This window comes from Atopobium sp., from assembly GCF_034113385.1.
GTDB lineage: Bacteria > Actinomycetota > Coriobacteriia > Coriobacteriales > Atopobiaceae > Atopobium.
Genome location: NZ_JAXEXL010000004.1, coordinates 17,284 through 34,782 on the forward strand (window position 1 = coordinate 17,284; position 17,499 = coordinate 34,782).

17 protein-coding genes and 1 pseudogene are annotated in these 17,499 nt (G+C 46.5%); 5 read left to right on the forward strand and 13 right to left on the reverse strand.

The window, feature by feature from the left end; genetic code table 11:
• The first annotated feature begins 38 nt into the window (after window positions 1-38).
• On the forward strand, window positions 39-842 hold the full coding sequence (locus tag SPD80_RS01115) for a class I SAM-dependent methyltransferase (protein WP_320828082.1): 804 nt from the start codon (window positions 39-41) through the stop codon (window positions 840-842).
• A 40-nt stretch (window positions 843-882) separates the two neighbouring features.
• Here SPD80_RS01115 and SPD80_RS01120 read toward each other — a convergent pair whose 3' ends face one another.
• Both SPD80_RS01120 and glf read right to left on the reverse strand, forming a co-directional pair.
• The gene (locus SPD80_RS01120) at window positions 883-1,929 is read right to left on the reverse strand and encodes a glycosyltransferase family A protein (protein WP_320604674.1); all 1,047 of its coding nucleotides are present in this window, start codon (window positions 1,927-1,929) and stop codon (window positions 883-885) included.
• Between the two features lie 9 nt (window positions 1,930-1,938).
• Window positions 1,939-3,141 carry a UDP-galactopyranose mutase gene (gene glf, locus SPD80_RS01125; RefSeq protein ID WP_320828083.1) on the reverse strand — a complete coding sequence of 401 codons (1,203 nt, stop codon included), beginning with the start codon at window positions 3,139-3,141 and terminating at the stop codon, window positions 1,939-1,941.
• Window positions 3,142-3,340: 199 nt separating this feature from the next.
• On the opposite strand from glf, the gene pta reads away from it, so the two are divergent.
• Window positions 3,341-4,318: a phosphate acetyltransferase gene (gene pta / locus SPD80_RS01130; RefSeq protein WP_320828085.1), complete on the forward strand. Its 978-nt coding sequence runs from the start codon at window positions 3,341-3,343 to the stop codon at window positions 4,316-4,318.
• Between the two features lie 156 nt (window positions 4,319-4,474).
• Here pta and SPD80_RS01135 read toward each other — a convergent pair whose 3' ends face one another.
• Together SPD80_RS01135 and SPD80_RS01140 are read right to left on the reverse strand one after the other, a co-directional pair.
• Entirely contained in the window at window positions 4,475-6,220 is a 1,746-nt protein-coding gene (locus tag SPD80_RS01135; protein ID WP_320828086.1) for a [FeFe] hydrogenase, group A, read from the reverse strand.
• On the reverse strand, window positions 6,214-8,037 hold the full coding sequence (locus SPD80_RS01140) for an NAD(P)-binding protein (protein ID WP_320604682.1): 1,824 nt from the start codon (window positions 8,035-8,037) through the stop codon (window positions 6,214-6,216). Before SPD80_RS01140 ends, SPD80_RS01135 begins: the two co-directional genes overlap by 7 nt.
• 211 nt (window positions 8,038-8,248) lie before the next feature.
• Here SPD80_RS01140 and SPD80_RS01145 point away from each other — a divergent pair, with 211 nt between their 5' ends.
• Window positions 8,249-8,815 carry a GNAT family N-acetyltransferase gene (locus SPD80_RS01145; RefSeq protein WP_320604684.1) on the forward strand — a complete coding sequence of 189 codons (567 nt, stop codon included), beginning with the start codon at window positions 8,249-8,251 and terminating at the stop codon, window positions 8,813-8,815.
• A 90-nt stretch (window positions 8,816-8,905) separates the two neighbouring features.
• On the opposite strand, the gene SPD80_RS01150 is transcribed toward SPD80_RS01145, so the two are convergent.
• The 6 genes from SPD80_RS01150 to rnd all read right to left on the reverse strand — a co-directional run bounded on the left by SPD80_RS01150 (window position 8,906) and on the right by rnd (window position 14,163).
• Window positions 8,906-10,084 carry an acetate kinase gene (locus SPD80_RS01150; protein ID WP_320604686.1) on the reverse strand — a complete coding sequence of 393 codons (1,179 nt, stop codon included), beginning with the start codon at window positions 10,082-10,084 and terminating at the stop codon, window positions 8,906-8,908.
• A 116-nt stretch (window positions 10,085-10,200) separates the two neighbouring features.
• Complete coding sequence (locus tag SPD80_RS01155; RefSeq protein ID WP_320604688.1) at window positions 10,201-10,539, reverse strand: HIT domain-containing protein; 339 nt, start codon at window positions 10,537-10,539, stop codon at window positions 10,201-10,203.
• Window positions 10,540-10,595: 56 nt separating this feature from the next.
• Window positions 10,596-10,862 carry an exodeoxyribonuclease VII small subunit gene (gene xseB, locus SPD80_RS01160; RefSeq protein WP_320604690.1) on the reverse strand — a complete coding sequence of 89 codons (267 nt, stop codon included), beginning with the start codon at window positions 10,860-10,862 and terminating at the stop codon, window positions 10,596-10,598.
• A gap of 11 nt (window positions 10,863-10,873) precedes the next feature.
• Complete coding sequence (xseA, locus tag SPD80_RS01165; RefSeq protein WP_320604703.1) at window positions 10,874-12,220, reverse strand: exodeoxyribonuclease VII large subunit; 1,347 nt, start codon at window positions 12,218-12,220, stop codon at window positions 10,874-10,876.
• 10 nt (window positions 12,221-12,230) lie between these two features.
• Window positions 12,231-12,926 (reverse strand): zinc metallopeptidase, encoded by a 696-nt coding sequence (locus SPD80_RS01170; RefSeq protein WP_320828089.1) that lies wholly within the window; start codon window positions 12,924-12,926, stop codon window positions 12,231-12,233.
• Between the two features lie 106 nt (window positions 12,927-13,032).
• The gene (gene rnd / locus SPD80_RS01175) at window positions 13,033-14,163 is read right to left on the reverse strand and encodes a ribonuclease D (RefSeq protein WP_320828091.1); all 1,131 of its coding nucleotides are present in this window, start codon (window positions 14,161-14,163) and stop codon (window positions 13,033-13,035) included.
• Window positions 14,164-14,246: 83 nt separating this feature from the next.
• Between rnd and SPD80_RS01180 the strand changes: the two genes are divergently transcribed.
• Window positions 14,247-15,224: a diacylglycerol/lipid kinase family protein gene (locus SPD80_RS01180; protein WP_320828093.1), complete on the forward strand. Its 978-nt coding sequence runs from the start codon at window positions 14,247-14,249 to the stop codon at window positions 15,222-15,224.
• On the opposite strand, the gene SPD80_RS01185 is transcribed toward SPD80_RS01180, so the two are convergent.
• From SPD80_RS01185 to SPD80_RS01195, 3 genes are all read right to left on the reverse strand, one after another.
• Window positions 15,221-15,550 carry an AzlD domain-containing protein gene (locus SPD80_RS01185; RefSeq protein ID WP_320828094.1) on the reverse strand — a complete coding sequence of 110 codons (330 nt, stop codon included), beginning with the start codon at window positions 15,548-15,550 and terminating at the stop codon, window positions 15,221-15,223. The two genes, SPD80_RS01180 and SPD80_RS01185, sit on opposite strands and share 4 nt — an antisense overlap.
• A complete protein-coding gene (locus SPD80_RS01190) occupies window positions 15,547-16,236 on the reverse strand; it encodes an AzlC family ABC transporter permease (protein WP_320828096.1) in 690 nt (229 codons plus the stop codon). Before SPD80_RS01190 ends, SPD80_RS01185 begins: the two co-directional genes overlap by 4 nt.
• Window positions 16,237-16,410: 174 nt before the next feature.
• Window positions 16,411-16,992, reverse strand: a complete 582-nt coding sequence (locus SPD80_RS01195) for a TetR/AcrR family transcriptional regulator (RefSeq protein WP_320828097.1) — start codon at window positions 16,990-16,992, stop codon at window positions 16,411-16,413.
• A 245-nt stretch (window positions 16,993-17,237) separates the two neighbouring features.
• On the opposite strand from SPD80_RS01195, the pseudogene SPD80_RS01200 reads away from it, so the two are divergent.
• Window positions 17,238-17,499 (forward strand): annotated as a pseudogene (locus SPD80_RS01200) (phosphohydrolase); the annotation flags it as partial.

Consider the following 17,499-nt stretch of genomic DNA (forward strand, 5'->3'; position numbering starts at 1 on the left):
ATGAACATAGATAAAAGAAGGGATACGGTGCAACAAACATGAATACCTTTAAAGGTGTAGCAGACACCCTCTTTATTCCTCTTACTGCAAGAATCTATGTCTCTCAGCGGTTTCCAGAGTATTTTTACGACTCAAAAGCAGTGGAATTATCATCTATTCTGCCCGACAATAACATACAGAAAAACTCGTCAGAGTACAGCATGCTTGCATCGGTGGCGCGCTCATATACGATGGATGAAATGATAAAAAACTTTATTGCAGCTCACCCAACATGCAACATCATTAATCTTGGCTGTGGATTAGAAACGACATGCAGTCGCATTGCAAGCACCACTGCAACATTTTATGAGCTTGACCTGCCAGAAGTCATAGAAAGCAGACGAACCCTTCTCAAAGAGCAGCCACATGAAACGTATATTACGGGCGATCTCTTTAACCTGGAGTGGACGGATTGTATAGAAGATCGAACATGTCCCACCTTATTTATTGCCGCTGGTGTATTCCAATACTTTCATGAGGCAAAGATACTCCGTCTTATTAAAGAGCTTCGAAGCATATTTACAAAAGCAGAGCTCATCTTTGATGCAACTAATAAAGCAGGGCTTGCATATGCACAAAGGTATGTAAAAAAGACTGGCAATACTTCAGCCATGATGTACTTCTTTGTGGATAATTGCGAGATATTTGCCAACAAAGCAGGTGTCACTCTACTTGAACAGCGGCCTTTTTTCACCGCAACGCAAAAGATATTGGGAAGAAAGATTAGCCTTTCCACCAGATTGATTATGAAATTTGCTGATGGTTTAGGTAGAACAAAAATACTGCACCTCAAGTTGTCCTAAAGCCGTATGGACAACCAAAGAAGCATCCTCATGTTTCTTGCTAATTAAACTTATAAAGCTTTTGAGCAACGCGATAAATATAAATCGTAGTCTTAACGCCCGCCTTAGTAGGTAGATTAGTAGCAAAACCAACTACGCCGCGACGAGCTCTTCTATACATGCGGTCATCATACGCTTTTAGCTCATCCCAAAGCGCCTGACAATTATCCATAGCATCAGGGTCATCAGAAAGACGTGAGTAGACCGAGCACACAGCCATCATAAGCGTAAAATGATTGCACATATAGCTGCGCAACTTAGCAATCTCGATGTCATCATACAGATGATAAGCGCGCATCATAATACGTGTTACAGCTAACTGCTGACTCACACGAGAAATAGCCACACTCTCATTAATAGATTGATCGTCTCGGCCAATAAAGTAACGATACAAATCCACGTCCAAATAGTAGAGCGTTTTACAGCGTGGCAGAGGCACATACGCATAGATGTTATCCACATAGAAGGTATGAGCTGGCATAGGTAAGCCGCCCTCAAGCAATACATCCGTACGATAACAAAGTGAATGCATAAGCAGGTTTTGCGTCATCATGAAGTGGCCAATGTTCTTCCAGCCAATTACACGATTACGCGGCAGCGCATACTTAAAATCCACTCTATTTTGTTTGCCGTCTACCACATGCTCAAACACATAGTTAGTAATAACCAAATCCACTCGCTCGTCCATGTCAATAAAACGACGAAGTTGCACGAGAAGTGCCTGGAGAGCGGACGCCTCTACCCAGTCATCTGAATCAATAATCTTAAAGTACTTACCTTGTGCGTTATTCAAAGCAGTAAGAACAGCCATACCATGGCCGCCATTAGGCTGGTGAATAGCTGTAATGATGTTGGGATACCGAGACGCCCACTCATCCGCTCTTTGTGCTGTGCAATCCTTGGTAGAGCCATCATCAACAATGCAAATATGGATGTCTTCTGCGAAATGAGAGCCTTCCAAAATCGACAGAATACACCTATCCATATAGTCTTCAGAGTTGTAACACGGAATACCAAAGGTAATTACTTTATTTTGACTTGCAGACATCAAACTACCTTATGCACGCTGGGCAATAATCTCATCACACAGGTTAAGAGCAGATGCGCACACGCCATCCATATCGTAATAGCGATACTCTGCCAAACGACCTGCGGGATGGAAGTTTACCAAACCACGAACGCGATCGCGATATTGCTCATATAAAGCACGGGTATCGTCCTGCAAGATTGCATAATAAGGAGTTTCTCCGCTACCAGGCTCAAACGCCTTAGAGTATTCACGCATGATAGTGGTTTTACCAGGAACAACCTGACCAGTCATATTCTTAAACTCAGTAATGCGTGTAAAGTCCTCAGAGGTGGTGTAATTAACCGTGCCAACAGGCTGGAATTGATCCATATCTAAGGTCTCAAACTGCATATCCAAGGTGCGGTAAGGAAGTCCACCCAAATCAAGGTCAAATAGCTCATCCAAAGGACCTGTGTAAATAACCTCACCACCATACGGGCGCTCACGAACTTCCACATGTGTCTTCGTAACTGTCAAAATGTCACGAACATCTACATTAAGGAATACGTCAATCAAATCATGATCAAGCATATGCTCAAACATCTTGGTATATCCCTGTGCAGGCATACCTTGGTGTGGAGCCTGAGGGAAATACCTATCGTCATCACCTACAAAGATGGGAACACGACCCGTAATGGACTTATCAATCTGGTCAGGTGTCTTGCCCCATTGCTTCATGGTGTAGTACAAGAAAACGTTTTCATAGACGTAATCTGCTACTTCTACCAGCTCGTCATCGTTTTTATCTCGCAGCTCCATAATGGGAACTTTTTTGTTCTCACCAAACGTGGCAACGAGTTTTTGGTACAGGCGCTCGCCCTTCTCGTCACCAAAAGCAAGCTTAAGCGACGTATGGTTAAAGGGAACAGGCATAAGAGTACCGTTGATGTTTGCAAGGACCTTGTGATCGTAATCTGTCCACTCGGTAAAGCGAGAAAGGAACTGATGTACACGATCATTAAACGTATGATAAATATGAGGACCATACTTGTGGACCAAAATACCAGCTGCATCCTCATAGTCAAAGGCATTGCCTGCAATATGATTACGGCGCTCAATGACAGCAACCTTGTATCCACACGCCTCAACCAACTTACGAGCGCAGGTAGCTCCAGCAAAACCAGCTCCTACAACCAAGGCGTCATAGGAATCAGCGTTAAACGTAGCAGGCAGTCCATACTCACAGTTCATGTTTATCCTCCCCTAGGCCAGTTGGCCCGCAGGCTCAAAAAAAGCGAGTGTGGGACTGTCCCACAGCTCGGTCGTTTGGTCGATTTTATCACGTGTGTCTATAATGGTGACACATCGTGCGAAACGTCCGTTGGTTGTGCATAATCGCTCCGGCGCTCGCCTCCACGATTTAGTACGAGTTTTTTGGGGAGGATTTTGCATGAGTGATTTTTTAAATCGCATGAAAGACGCAGCTAAAGCAGATAAAAAGACCATTGTTTTACCCGAGGGTGAAGATCCGCGTACTTTAGCGGCCGCTCGCATGATTGTGGATGAAGGCATTGCTCATCTTGTAATCTTGGGAAACCCTGACGAAATTAACATTGATGGCGTTACTGTCATTAATCCCGTTACTTCTCAAAAGCATGAAGCATACTCACAAAAGTTCGCCGAATTGCGCGCCAAAAAAGGTATAACTATCGAGCAGGCACGTGCACAAATCAATGACGCTACCTACTTTGGCACCATGATGGTAAAGATGGGTGACGCAGATGGACTGGTTTCTGGTGCCTGCCACTCTACGGCAGATACCCTGCGTCCTGCCTTGCAGATTCTTAAAACCGCTCCTGGCACCAAGCTTGTCTCGGCATTTTTTATTATGTGTACCGATAAAAGCGAGTTTGGTGAAAACGGTACTGTTTTGTTTGCAGACTGCGGCCTTAACATTGCTCCTACCGCTAATGAGCTTGCGGAAATTGCGGCAGCATCCGCCACTTCATGGAAAACGTTCATGTCTGATGAGCCTCGTGTAGCCATGCTTTCTTACTCAACTATGGGCTCTGCTGGCGGAGAGACTGCAAAGAAAGTACAGGAAGCTACCTCTATTATTAAGGAAGCCTATCCTGATGTGCTCGCAGATGGTGACTTGCAGCTTGATGCCGCTTTGGTACCCAGTGTGGCGCAACTCAAGGCTCCCGACTCTTCCGTTGCTGGCAAGGCCAACATCTTGGTCTTCCCCACTTTGGAAGCAGGCAACATTGGCTATAAGTTGGTTCAGCGCTTTGCCAATGCTCAAGCATATGGCCCCATCCTCCAGGGCATTGCCAAACCCGTTAATGATTTGTCTCGTGGTTGCTCTGCAGAGGATATTGTGGGTGTTGTAGCTATTACTGCAGCTCAAGCCCAAATGGCAGAATAGTTTTTACGGCTCTGCAAGCTATGTTTTAACCTATACTTCAAGCTATACCTCATACAATCATAAGAATCCCCGAATGCTGAGCATCCAGCAAAGCATTCGGGGTTCTTGTAGGTACGCTGCCGAGTCTGAGCGTACAAAAACATCTGAACACGTGCGCTATTGAGTAGTAGGCTTTGCCCGCACGTCCCAACTATGATGATTGGCATGAAGCAACGCTTCACTTAGATGAGACAAGGGCTCACCCAAAAACTCCCTATATAGCTGCTTGATAGCAGGATTGTCATGCGAGTTGCGCAAAGGCATGTACGCATCCGTACTATACAAACGCTTGCTTCGCGCAGCTGTGCAGGAATGCCCCTCATGAATTGGCTGTCCCCCGCCATTAACACAGCCACCCGGGCATGCCATAACCTCAACAAAATCAAAGTGTTTCTCGCCAGATAGAATGGCATCACACAGTGTATGGACATGCGCGAGGCCAGAAACTGCTGCTACCTGCACGGTTGTCTCTCCCAGCGTGTATGATGCCTCACGCCAAGGATCTGAACCACGCACCTCCATAAAGATGTCATCAGGAGCATTAACCCCATTAACACAATGATACGCTGTGCGTAGTGCTGCTTCCATAACGCCACCAGTAGCTCCAAAGATGACACCAGCACCCGTGCCTTCACCCAAGGGGCTATCAAACTCAGAGGGCAAAATATCATGCACGTTAATGTGGTCTGCACGAATCATGCGCACTAACTCACGCGTGGTAAGCACCACATCCACATCACGCATATCATCCGCATTGCACATGTCAGCAATATCTGCCTCGGACTTCTTGGCAATGCAAGGCATAATGGACACGCTAAACACGCTGGAGGGCTCCACACCAACCTGCTGAGCAAAATATGACTTAATAACAGCGCCCATCATTTGCTGGGGAGATTTGCAGGTAGAAATAGAGTCTACAAGCTCAGGATAGTGAGCTTTGGCATAGCGCATCCAACCTGGACAACATGAGGTAAACAGGGGTAAGCCACCACTTTGCGATTTTGGTAAATGCTCCAATAGCTCATGCGACTCCTCCATAATAGTTAAATCTGCCGAGAAGTCCGTGTTAATCACGTAATCAAAACCAAGCTTGCGCAAAACAGCAACAAGCTGCAAAAGATTAGCATCCGCTTGATCTATACCAAACTCTTCGCCCCAAGAAGTGCGAATAGAAGGAGCAATTTGTACCACACAGCACTTCTCTGGATCAGATAGTGCATCCCACACGCGCTCGGTATCATCACGCTCGCGCAAAGCGCCTGTAGGGCAGTTCACCACGCATTGACCGCACAAGGTGCAGTCAGATTCACTAAAGTCTTTACCGCCTGTAACATCCACCACTGCATGATGTGTGCGACTTGTCATACTCCACACCTGTGAATCCTGTATCTTATCGCACACCTGAATACAGCGATAACAACCGATGCACTTACTGTTGTCACGAATAAGCGGCAGGTCCTTATCCCAGGGTGTAAACGGTATATGCGTGTTGGGATAATCCTGATAGTAAATACCAAGGTCATTAGCTACGTTTTGTAATGAACAATTACGCGAACGCACACAGCTCGTACATGAGGAATTATGAGTTGAGAGAAGCAGCTCTACGTTCATACGACGCGCTTCTCGCACCTTTTTGCTGTTGGTATGCACAACCATACCATCAAGCACGTAGTTGTTACAGGAAGCCACCAGCTGATCGATACCCTCAATCTCTACAATGCAAACACGACAGGCACCAATCTCATTGAGGTCCTTTAGATAACATAGTGTGGGAATGTAGATACCAGCCGCGCGAGCAGCATCCAGGATGGAGGTTTGCTCAGGTACCGTTACCTGGATGGCATCAATAGTAAGCGTTACCATTGCATGTTCCTTCCACCCCTAAATGCACCAAAACCAAAATGATCGCAGCGCAAACAACGCGAAGCCTCTTGTAAGGCCTCCTCTTCAGTCAGGCCAATTTCTACCAAATCCCAGTCATGCTTACGAACATGTGCTTCACGCGCAGTTTCTTCGCATCGAGCGCACAAGGTTTTACCTTTAAACTTAACTGGCGGCATCGTTACGTTGTGCTTATCAATAATGTGTGAGAAGCCCAGGAAGTGATCTATATTTGCTGCTGCCACTTTTCCTGCATTGATGGCACGAATAACCGTTGCGGGACCAGACTCACAGTCACCACCAGCATAGATGCCTGGAAAGCCCACAATGGAGCCATCTTCTTGAGCAACAATACGGTCCCACTTTGTTGGGATACCCTGATTAGCAAAGGTAGCAGAATCAATTTCTTGACCAATGGCAACTACTACGCGCTCGCACTCAATAACTCGTTCAGGCAAATTGGCAGGACGCGGCGCAGGACGACCACGACGTGGAGCACCAATGATTTGTGGCTGTACTGCTAAACCCTCTACATATCCTTGGGGAGCTACAATGCGCAAAGGAGCATGCAAATCTAAAATCTCGCAGCCTTCTGCGGCGGCACCCTCAATCTCTTCATCCTGTGCTGTCATATCCTGTGTGCGACGACGGTACACAATGGTGACTTTTTTAGCACCACAACGAATGGCAGAACGGGCAACATCCATAGCTACATTGCCGCCACCAATCACGCATACGCGCTCTTGGCTAAAGTCCGGAATAATGCCATCGCCCACCAAACGAAGCATCTCTACTGCAGAAAGCACACCAACCGCATCTTCACCTTCAAGCCCCAGTTTTTTATCGTTATGGGCACCAATGGCTATATAAACAGCATCAAACTCACGTTTAAGCGCCACAATATCATCGATACGCGTTTGTAAATGAACGCTGATGCCACAATCTAAAATCCACTGAATTTCTGAGTCAAGGCGCTCACGCGGCAGACGGTAATTGGGGATACCGTACCTCAGCATGCCTCCAAGGTTTTCTCGCTGTTCAAAGATTTCTACCCTATGGCCCATAACTGCTAAATAATATGCTGCCGATAAGCCCGCAGGGCCACCACCCACTACAGCAATGCGCTTGCCCGTTGGCTTTGCCATATGAGGACGATACTCGTGCGTAGGATTATCCACTGCAAAACGCTTAAGCGCACGGATATTCATAGGGTCATCCACCATGCCGCGACGACACTCAAATTCACAGGGATGTTCACACACATAGCCACATACCAAAGGCAGTGGATTATCCTTACGAATCAAACGAACTGCCTCGGTGGTTTGCCCCGCCTCTATAAGAGAAATATACCCAGGAATATCCACGCCTGCTGGGCAGCTTGATACACAAGGCACCAGTTGCGATTGAGAAAAACCGCAGGCATGATGCTTCATGTGGTACTCAAAATCATCCCTAAAACTTGTAATAGCTTTGAGTGCCATATCACCGGCTTCATACCCAATAGCACAATCTGCAGACTCGTAAATGGTTCGCGCTGTCCTCTCGATAAGGTCGAGCATGTAGGGCTCGGCGGTACCCGTAAGCACCGCTTCCATAAGTTCTTGCAGCTGAACTAAGCCTACGCGACAAGGCGTACACTTACCGCAACTTTGTGTTGCGCACATTTGCACAAAAGCTTTTGTAAATTCAACTGGACAAGGTGACTGAGAACTAGCCGAAAGTCTTCTTTCGATTGCATCGTGCAGACTTTCCATTACGGTTTGAGCCTCAGTTTGCACCATAACGTGCAGACGAGCCATAAATCGTATCCTCCCCTTTTATCAAAGTTCTCGTGCTTGTTCGTAGTCGTGTTATTGGCGTGCGTACAAAACACATGTCTACTATCCAATACAAATTGCGATATATCAGTGAGGAGAAAAATTTTTTGACTGCTCGGTACAAATTGATAAGCGAACGTATAAAATAGTGCAGCTATTTGCATCAATTAAGGAGAAAGGGTGACTTACTTATATGGATATCACTTCTTTGGTATTTCAGTTTAACGCTAGCAAGCCACTTCCTCAGGGACTGAGCGTCGCATTAGCACAGCCAACTGATGTAGATCAAATTATGGACACTATTACTGCAGCTCGTGGCATTATGCGTGCTAACAATAACTATAAACAGTGGATGACTGAATACCCTTCACGTGAGCTTATTACACAAGATATTGCTGCTGGCCGCGCCGTCGTATGTGTAGACGAGAACCACACGGTAGTTGGTTATATGGTTTTATTTTTTACTCCCGAGCCAAACTACGCTTCTTTAGATGGTACATGGATTAATGATACGGACCCCTACGTGACCGTTCACCGAATTGCAGTAAGGCAATCTGGCTTGGGCGTTGGTGGCGTTTTGATGCAACTTGCCATGAGTTGTGGCATCAGCGTTCGCGTAGATACCCATGAAGTGAATACGCCTATGCGCAATCTCTTAGAAAAGCTCGGATATGTGCAATGTGGCACCGTTATTATTGAAGATGGAACACCCCGCATTGCCTATCAGTGGCTTCCCTGCACTACACACAACGACGCATAGGATACTTCATACATACTCATAACAAAACCCTAGCAACTCATCGTTTTAGTTGCTAGGGTTTCTTAGTGGTTAGCTTGCTATAAGAATGCGTTATTTACCCAAAAGTTCCTCTACATCCATAGCAATCATGAGCTCTTCATTGGTAGGAATTACCAATACTGTAATAGCAGAATCTTCCGTGGAAATAATACGTGGCTCACCAGAACGGATTGCATTAGCCTTCGTATCCAAGGTAACACCCAACCACTCGAGCTCCTTGGCAACGCCAAAACGCATAATGTCAGAGTTTTCGCCAATACCAGCAGTAAATACCATGGTGTCAAAACCATGCATGGACTGAGCCATCTCAGCAATAAGTTGAGACGTACGGTAATAGAACATCTCTAACGCAAGCTCACAGTTTTTATTACCCTGAGCAGCGGCTTGCTCAATATCGCGAGAGTCAGAAGAAACCGCAGACAGTGCAGCTAAACCGGATTGCTTGTTCATCATGGTATCTACTTCATCAACAGTGTAGCCACCAACACGCTGAAGATAAAATACAGTTGCAGGGTCTACCGTACCAGTACGGGTACCCATAATAAGACCGTCAAGAGGCGTCAGGCCCATGGTGGTATCCATGACGTGTCCGTCTTCAATTGCAGCCAAAGAAGCACCAGAACCAAGATGACAACTTACCAGCTTATGGACCTTATCGCCCAAAAACTCATGAGCTGTACGCCAAATATAGCGATGCGACGTACCATGAGCACCATACTTACGAATATGCAGCTTGTCTACCACATCACGAGGAAGTGCATAGCGCCAGGCTTTCTCGGGCATGTTGTAATGGAACGAGGTGTCCGCAACAATAACGTTACCGATGGAAGGGAACAACTCGCGGCAAATCTCTATAACATCAGCCTCTGCATAGTTATGCAAAGGAGCCAGGGGAGCTACCTCACGTACCCAAGCTAACGTCTCATCCGTTACAACCTTAGACTCAGGGAAATACCAACCGCCTTGAACAACACGGTGACCAATGCCCTCGATTTTATCGGTATCAAAACCAGCTTGATCAAGAATCTCAAATACATGCTTGATAGCAACTTTATGATTAGGTAAAGCTACCTCAAGCTTAGACTTGCTACCATGCTCCTCATGACCAATAAATGAATCATTGATGCCAATACGCTCACAATTGCCCTTTGCATACACCTCATGGGTAGTGGTGTTGAGCAGCTGATACTTGAGCGACGAGCTACCTGCATTGATAACCAGGACGTTCATGTATTCTCCTAAACGATAAATGGATAGTGTGCCTGCTGTGCAAAATTACAACTCTTAAATAATACGACCAACGATGCATAATGCTACACAATTGGTCGAGGTTGATTAAAAAACCGTTAAGCAAGACTATCCGACAAACGCTTACCGCCCAAAACATGCCAGTGAAGGTGATTGACCGTTTGCCCAGCATCTGCACCTGCATTGGTAAGCACGCGAAAACCGCTCTTGGCAACACCCGTAAGCTCCACCACATGCTCGACGCAATCTACCATAGCCATAAAGGTTTGTGCATCTACCCCATCCAACATGTTGTCATGATGAGCCTTGGGCACTACCAATACATGCACCGGTGCCAAAGGAGAAGTATCAGTAAAGGCAGCTGCTCGCTCATTTTGGTATACCATCTCGGTAGGAATCTCGCCATTGGCAAGTTTACAAAAGATGCACTCGCTCATTGCACTACCTTCTTTCGTTTTAGCTGGTATGTGAATGCCTTTCTTGGCATACTATCCTACTCGTTAATAAATGCTGTTGAGGGTGCGGCGGTCGTATCAGGAACCGTAGCTGCAGAAGCATCGAGCAACACTTGCACGCGCTGCTCAGCATTGGCAAGACGCTCACGTAAGTCATTAAGAAGCTCTACACCCCGATTGTACTTCTCAAGCGCTACCTCAAGCTCAAGGTCACCACTTTCTAATGAACGCACAATCTGCTCAAGCTCAATATTTGCCTCTTTAAAACTCAAATCTTTAAGGGGGGTTACCTCAGTCTTATCCATAGGTACAACTCCTATTCTGTAGAGGGATTACTTTGAACAGTGTTAACAGTTACATCCAGTTGACCATTACGCAGCATAACCGTAAGTTGATCATGAGTAGAAACTTGGTTTGCCTCACTGACTACTGCACCCGCTGACGTACGCACAATGGAATAGCCACGAGAAAGCACATTAAGCGGAGAAAGCGCCTGTAATGAGGCAGCTTGACGGTCCAAGGCAAGTTCATAAGGGCGCGTCATGCGAGCGCCCGCACTGGTAAGACGAGTGCCCAGTACAGAAACATCATGCAGACGACGCTCTACAATACGCGGAAGAGCATCCATTAAGCGCTGCTCCGTTTGTATGAGTGCGCTTACCCGATCATCTACTAAAGAGCTAGGGTCGGTAAGGCAACGATGTTTTGCTAAGGCATCGAGATGGGTTTTCTCGATAGATAAGCGACTTTGCATAGCAAGCGTTGTACGGTTAGCACAGGCATCCACAGAAGTCTTTGCGGCGGTAACCATGGCAGCCATTACCTGCGACAAACGGTCTTGCCGTGTATTTACGGCAGCCACAATCTCCGAAAGAGAAGGAGCTACGCTTTCTGCTGCAGCCGTTGGCGTAGACGTACGACGATCAGACACCATGTCACAAATGGTTACATCAGGCTCATGTCCTATACCCGTAACCACCGGAACTGGGCATGCTGCAACTGTACGCGCCAGCGCTTCGTCATTAAAGCACATGAGGTCTTCGTAAGAGCCGCCTCCACGAACCAACATGATGCAATCTGGCTGTGCGGCGGCCGCTACCTGCAGTGCATGAATAATGGTAGGGGCAGCCGTAGCCCCCTGTACAGAACAGCCTGCACAGAGAAGTTCTACTAAAGGATTGCGACGTAATAGGGTACGACGCACATCCTCAATGACACTGCCAGAAAGTGAGGTAACAACAGCAACGCGCGTACAAAATGCAGGGATTTTACGCTTACGTGTACTATCCATAAGACCTTCGGCTTCGAGCTTCTTTGCAAGAGCGGCCACCTGCTGACGCAGTAAGCCTTCACCAGCTACGCTCAGTGTTTTTGCTTTAAAGCTCAGCTTGCCCGAAGCCTCGTAAATATCAAAAGCACCTGTCATCTGAACAGTAATGCCATCTTCCAAACGAATGCCAGAAGCAGCATAGATACCACGCCACACAATAACATCCATGGTGGCAGAAGCATCTTTAATCTGGAAATAACAATGTCCAGAACGACTATTGGGACCTCTAAAGCCAGAGACCTCACCGACAACAGTAAATGCAGGAATAGACCCTACTGCCATATGTGCGGTATGTATAGCTTCAGAGACGCTTAGTGCGCGCTCATGTTCCATACTTGCCACGCTAGTCTCTCGAAGACCTTGAAAGCAGGTATACAAGCTGCAGGATAGAAACGAGTGCCGCAGCAACATAGGTAAGTGCCGCCGCAATCAACACCTGCTTTGCACCCTTTTTTGCAAGCTCATCCAAACCAGAGCCGCTCGAAGCAATATAGGCAACAGCACGACGAGAAGCATCAATCTCTACTGGAAGCGTAATCAAATGGAACAGCACAGACGCAGCAAACAAAATAATTGCCAGCTGCATAAGTCCTACCAGGTTAAACATAATTCCCGCAAAGAACAGATACATCCAAGCTCCAGAAGCAAACTGCACCACAGGAACTAACGTGGAGCGAATCTTCATAGGCACATAGCCCTTTGCAAACTGCACGGCATGACCTGCCTCATGACAAGCTACAGCAATAGAAGCTATAGAGCCGCCGAGTCTGTTGGCGCTCGAAAGATTCAGTGTGTTAGCGCGAGGGTCAAAATTGTCCGTCAACTCACCAGCAATGGACTGAATGCCCACATTATACGCACCGTTTGCCTGCAACATATTGCGCGCAACTTCTGCTCCTGTAAGCGAAGTATTAGCATCCACGCGCGACCAATGTGCATATGTTCTCTTGATATAGGCCTGAGTACCCAAGCCTAATATGGTAGATACAACTACCAGCACTAGGTAAGGAATATCGCCACCTAAAAAGATATACGGCATTACTATGTCCTCTCAAACCGTTTGGTTATCCATACGCTACACGTATGGTATTTGTACCCATATACAAGCACAGTGCTCAGACAGTAAAAGCAGCTACAGATTTCTGCTACAGAAATTCGATATGACCATCTTTGACAGTTAAGCCTGTTTGTCCATCAAGCAATGCTCTGAGCTGCTTGCCTACTAAGTCATAGCGCCAGCCTTGCGAAAGTCTTGACTTGTTGGGATGTATGGCAAACTCATATAAATCATCGCGTGTCGAGATAAGCTGCGTAGCTACACCGCTTTTCTCGGCAACCATACGAACCAAAGCGTACATAAGATCAAGAACGCTTTCCATGCTGGACGACGGTCGGGGTTTGCGCTGGATAGAGGGCATTTCTTCACTGGGGCAGGAAAGACCAGTTGCCACGGCCTTACAAATCTCACCGCAATCAAAGGAATTGAGCTGCTCGGTTCCACGAATACGTTGAAGCTTATGCGTCGTAGAAGGAGCGAGTTTACAGATTTCTATAACGGTCTCATCAGACAAGACCCATTTGCGGGGAATGTCTCGTGCACTGGCCATAGAATCACGCCAGGCACACAGCTCACGCGCAATAGAAAGCTGTTTACGTGTAAGCGAGTTAGAACGTTTAAGCCGATGATATGCCTCACGCGGAGCCATACGCCAATGGCGAGCATCGCACAGTGATTCAATCTCTGGCATAACCCAACCCAAACGGTTTTGCTTAATAAGAGACGCAGTCATGTGTTCATAAATACCTGGTAAATAACGTACATCATCCTCTGCATATTCCAGCTGATCAGCATCGAGCGGACGGTGAGACCAATCCGTAAGCGATGCAGCTTTAGGCAAATGAACACCGGTATAGGTTTCCACCAGTGCACCATAGCCCATCTGCATGCGATGGCCCAAAAAAGCTGCAGCAACCTGCGTGTCAAAAATGGGATGAACAACTACACCAAGCGCATGATCAATAACTTCCATATCTTGGCTACAGGCATGAAAAACCTTTATGACAGACTCGTCAGTCAACAGCTCCTTTACTGGCGTCAAATCTGTAATAAGTAGCGGATCAATTGCTGCGGTTTCATGAGATGTTCCAATTTGAATTAAGCACAAACGCGGGTAAAAGGTTTTCTCGCGTAAAAACTCTGTATCAACCGCCACGACCTTCTCGGCACGGGCACGAGCAATCAATTCCTCCATCTGGGAAGATTCTGAGATATACATGCATTCCTCTCGGCAATAAAACTACTTCGCTAGTATCATAGCTAAGGTATGGTGCCCAAATAGGCAGACGTGGGAGGATTTTGATGCGTGCTCTTATCATCCACAATCAAATGTCTGGTTTTGGCTCGGATGCAATTTACGAATTTGAACGTGCGCTAGCCGAGCAAGGTGATGAAGTACTACTCCGAATTCCTGCGGCGGATTTTGTTCCCAAAGACGTTTTATACGATGTAGACAGCTTTGATATGGTTGTCCTTTCTGGCGGAGATGGCACTATGGCATCGCTGTTGTATTACTTGTGCGGCAGCCAAGTCCCCACCTGCGTATTTCCTTCTGGTACTTCCAATTTATTGTTCCTTAATTTAGGCAATGCACCCGACTCTGCCTCCATTGCTCGCGCTTGTCGTATTGGCAGAACCGTCACTACAGACTTAGGTGAAATGACCTGGACTGACGAGAATAACATCGAGCACACCAAGGGATTTTGCTTAATGTCTGGCTTGGGCTACGACGGCGAATTTATGCGTATGGCAGCAGAAACCAAATCTGCACTTGGAGAGGCTGCTTACTTTGCAGCCGCTGTTAAAACACTCAATCCCCCCGTGTCACACTTTACTATTACCATTGATGGCACAACGTTTGAACGAGATGGCATTTCTTGCATTGTGGCTAACAATGCCATGATTCAGGGTGATATAAAAATCGTTCCAGAAAATACAATGACCGATGGTCTGCTTGATGTCATTGTGCTTGAGGTGAATCAAACCGTGGAATTGTTGCCTTCTGTTGTGGCATCCATCTTAGATAAAACAGGTAAGGTACTCGAGCGCCCTATGATTGAAAGCTTTAGGGGCAAGTGTATTGAGGTACAAGCAAGCAACCCAATGGCGTTGCAAATAGACGGCGACCCCATGGCAAATAACATCACCACTTACCGCGCGCGTGTACTTGAAAAAGTCAATCGTTTGCTTGTTGATGAGGTAAGTTTTTATGCAAGTCAAGCCACTCAGCCCGATAAAAACCTGCCTGGTGCACAAATCGTTCCACATCCTTTTAGCTAAATAGGGATACAGAGCAAAAGAGCGTATGCAACTACACCAGTAACAGCACACCATACTAATGAGCGTGTCTTGCGCGCTACCACAACTACAAGAGCGGATGCAATGAGTGGTGCCACACCATTGCCTAAACCCTTATCAAACATTGTGGGAGACAGTAAATCATTGGCTACCAGCGATGCAAATGCAGCCGTAGGAATGAGTCCTAATACCTCGTTAATGCTTTCTGGAATAACCTTACCCTTAAGAAGGAGCATGGGCATAACGCGCAACAAAAACATGGTAGCAGCGCAGCAACCATACACTATAAGAAAATCCTGTATGCTCACTCGCCCATCACCTTATCGTACAAAACGCCAGAACAAACACCTAACAAAGCACCCAGCAAAATAGCCGGACCGGTCAAGCCAAGGCATTTGCAACCAAATACCCCAGCCATGGAAACAATACTCACAACCACCGCGCGTTTATCGATACGCTGAGTACAGAGCAAGCACACAAAGATTGCTGTCATGACAAACGATGCAAGATTCATGGGAATAGAAATGACATTTCCTACCAAGCAGCCAATCATGTTTGAGGCAATCCATGACGTTTGACACAATACGTTGACTAACGTGGCCTTTTGCGGAGTCCATGAGGGGTTATCGGTAAAATGCTCTAAGTTAATACCAAAGCTTTCATCCGTAACTGTAGAGGCAAACAACAAGGTAATCAGCTTGTTTGCCCGTTTGGTATGAGGAGCAAGCGCTGCAGAATAAAGCATTTGACGCGTATTAACAAACGAGATGCTCATGATAATAGACGCCAAAGGCGAGCCCGCCATAAACATATTGGCAGCCATAAACTGGCCCGCACCAGAATAAAACAGTAATGACACCATAAAAATCATCCAAGGGCGTAAGCCAATAGCGCTTTCCAAAATGCCACAAGGAATGCCAATAGATAGATAACCAATCATGACAGGGGCAGCACACAATAACACTTCGCGCATGTCTTTGCTGGAAATGCTCACAACTAACCCCTTTCTTGGCCTCAGACTTGTATGGCACCTATAGATACTAGCGCCTGAAGAGCCTGCCTTAAGGGCAATACTCAATTTCCATGAGTTTTTATACAAGCTTGCTATCGTTTTGGGATTTATAAAGTATAGCTATTTTCCACCTGATACAAAAAACAAGCAGAACTGCTATTGCGTGGAATGCTCACTTAACGAGGCCAGCCCGGCAGACGCAAGGCTATCCACGGTGTGAGCTACTTCTTCTACGGATTGTGCTTGTGCGCCTGAATCCAACCAACGTTGCACCAAAGCAACTACGCCACCAGAAACAAAGCCTGCAACACAAACAATGCCTTTCTTAGCTTTGTTGGCGTCTACAATACGCGCTTCTAAAAACTCGCGAATACGCTCTATAAGCTGGTCATGCACGCGTGAGTTAAGCAAACAACCAAGCTCCGAACTTGTATCAGTAGCCAGCGTACGAATGTTGGTGAGCACCTCTCTTACATGCTCTGCCGAGAAACTCAAAGTCCCGCCACCAATCGCATCTTTGATGGACGCAAGTGCACAATCCTGCATTTCATCCACAACGGCAAACACATTGTTGTAATGCGCCAAAAAAGTCTTCTTGGAAATAAGAGCACGGTCAGCAACATCTTTAATAGTAATTTGAGACAAATCACGCTCTGCCATAAGCGATAGGAGCGCTTCTTTAATTGCACGGCGTGTTTTAATAACACGCATATCCAGCTGATTTTTGACTGACGACATACCAGGTGCCTCCACCAAAAACTACCCTACTTCACGCATGACTGCGCTCACCACACCCATGCACCACAGCGACGTATGCGTTTTTGTGCGCATGTTTTGTTTATATATCCCACTATAGCAAGTTTTATTACATTTAAGTCACATTTTTTGACTTATTTCCATTTTAGGAAATAATATTGATAAGAGAAAAACGCGTAGTTGACAGTAACAGTTAGCAGTATTTACAACATCAATGAGGGCATCACATGAAATTAGCTGATATTACCGATGACTTTACACAACTTGCCGCCCCTGTACTTTTGCATCCCCGTGTGCGCAGCATGGATCAATTCATCCAGCATGGTGCCACAACCACCCTTGACCACTGCATGGCTGTGGCCTACTACTCGCTACTCTTTGTACGCACCCTAAAGATTTCCTGCAATGAACAAGACCTTGTTACTGCTGCACTCTTGCATGATTACTACCTCTATGACTGGCACATCAAAGATGCCTGCCCTGAGGGCC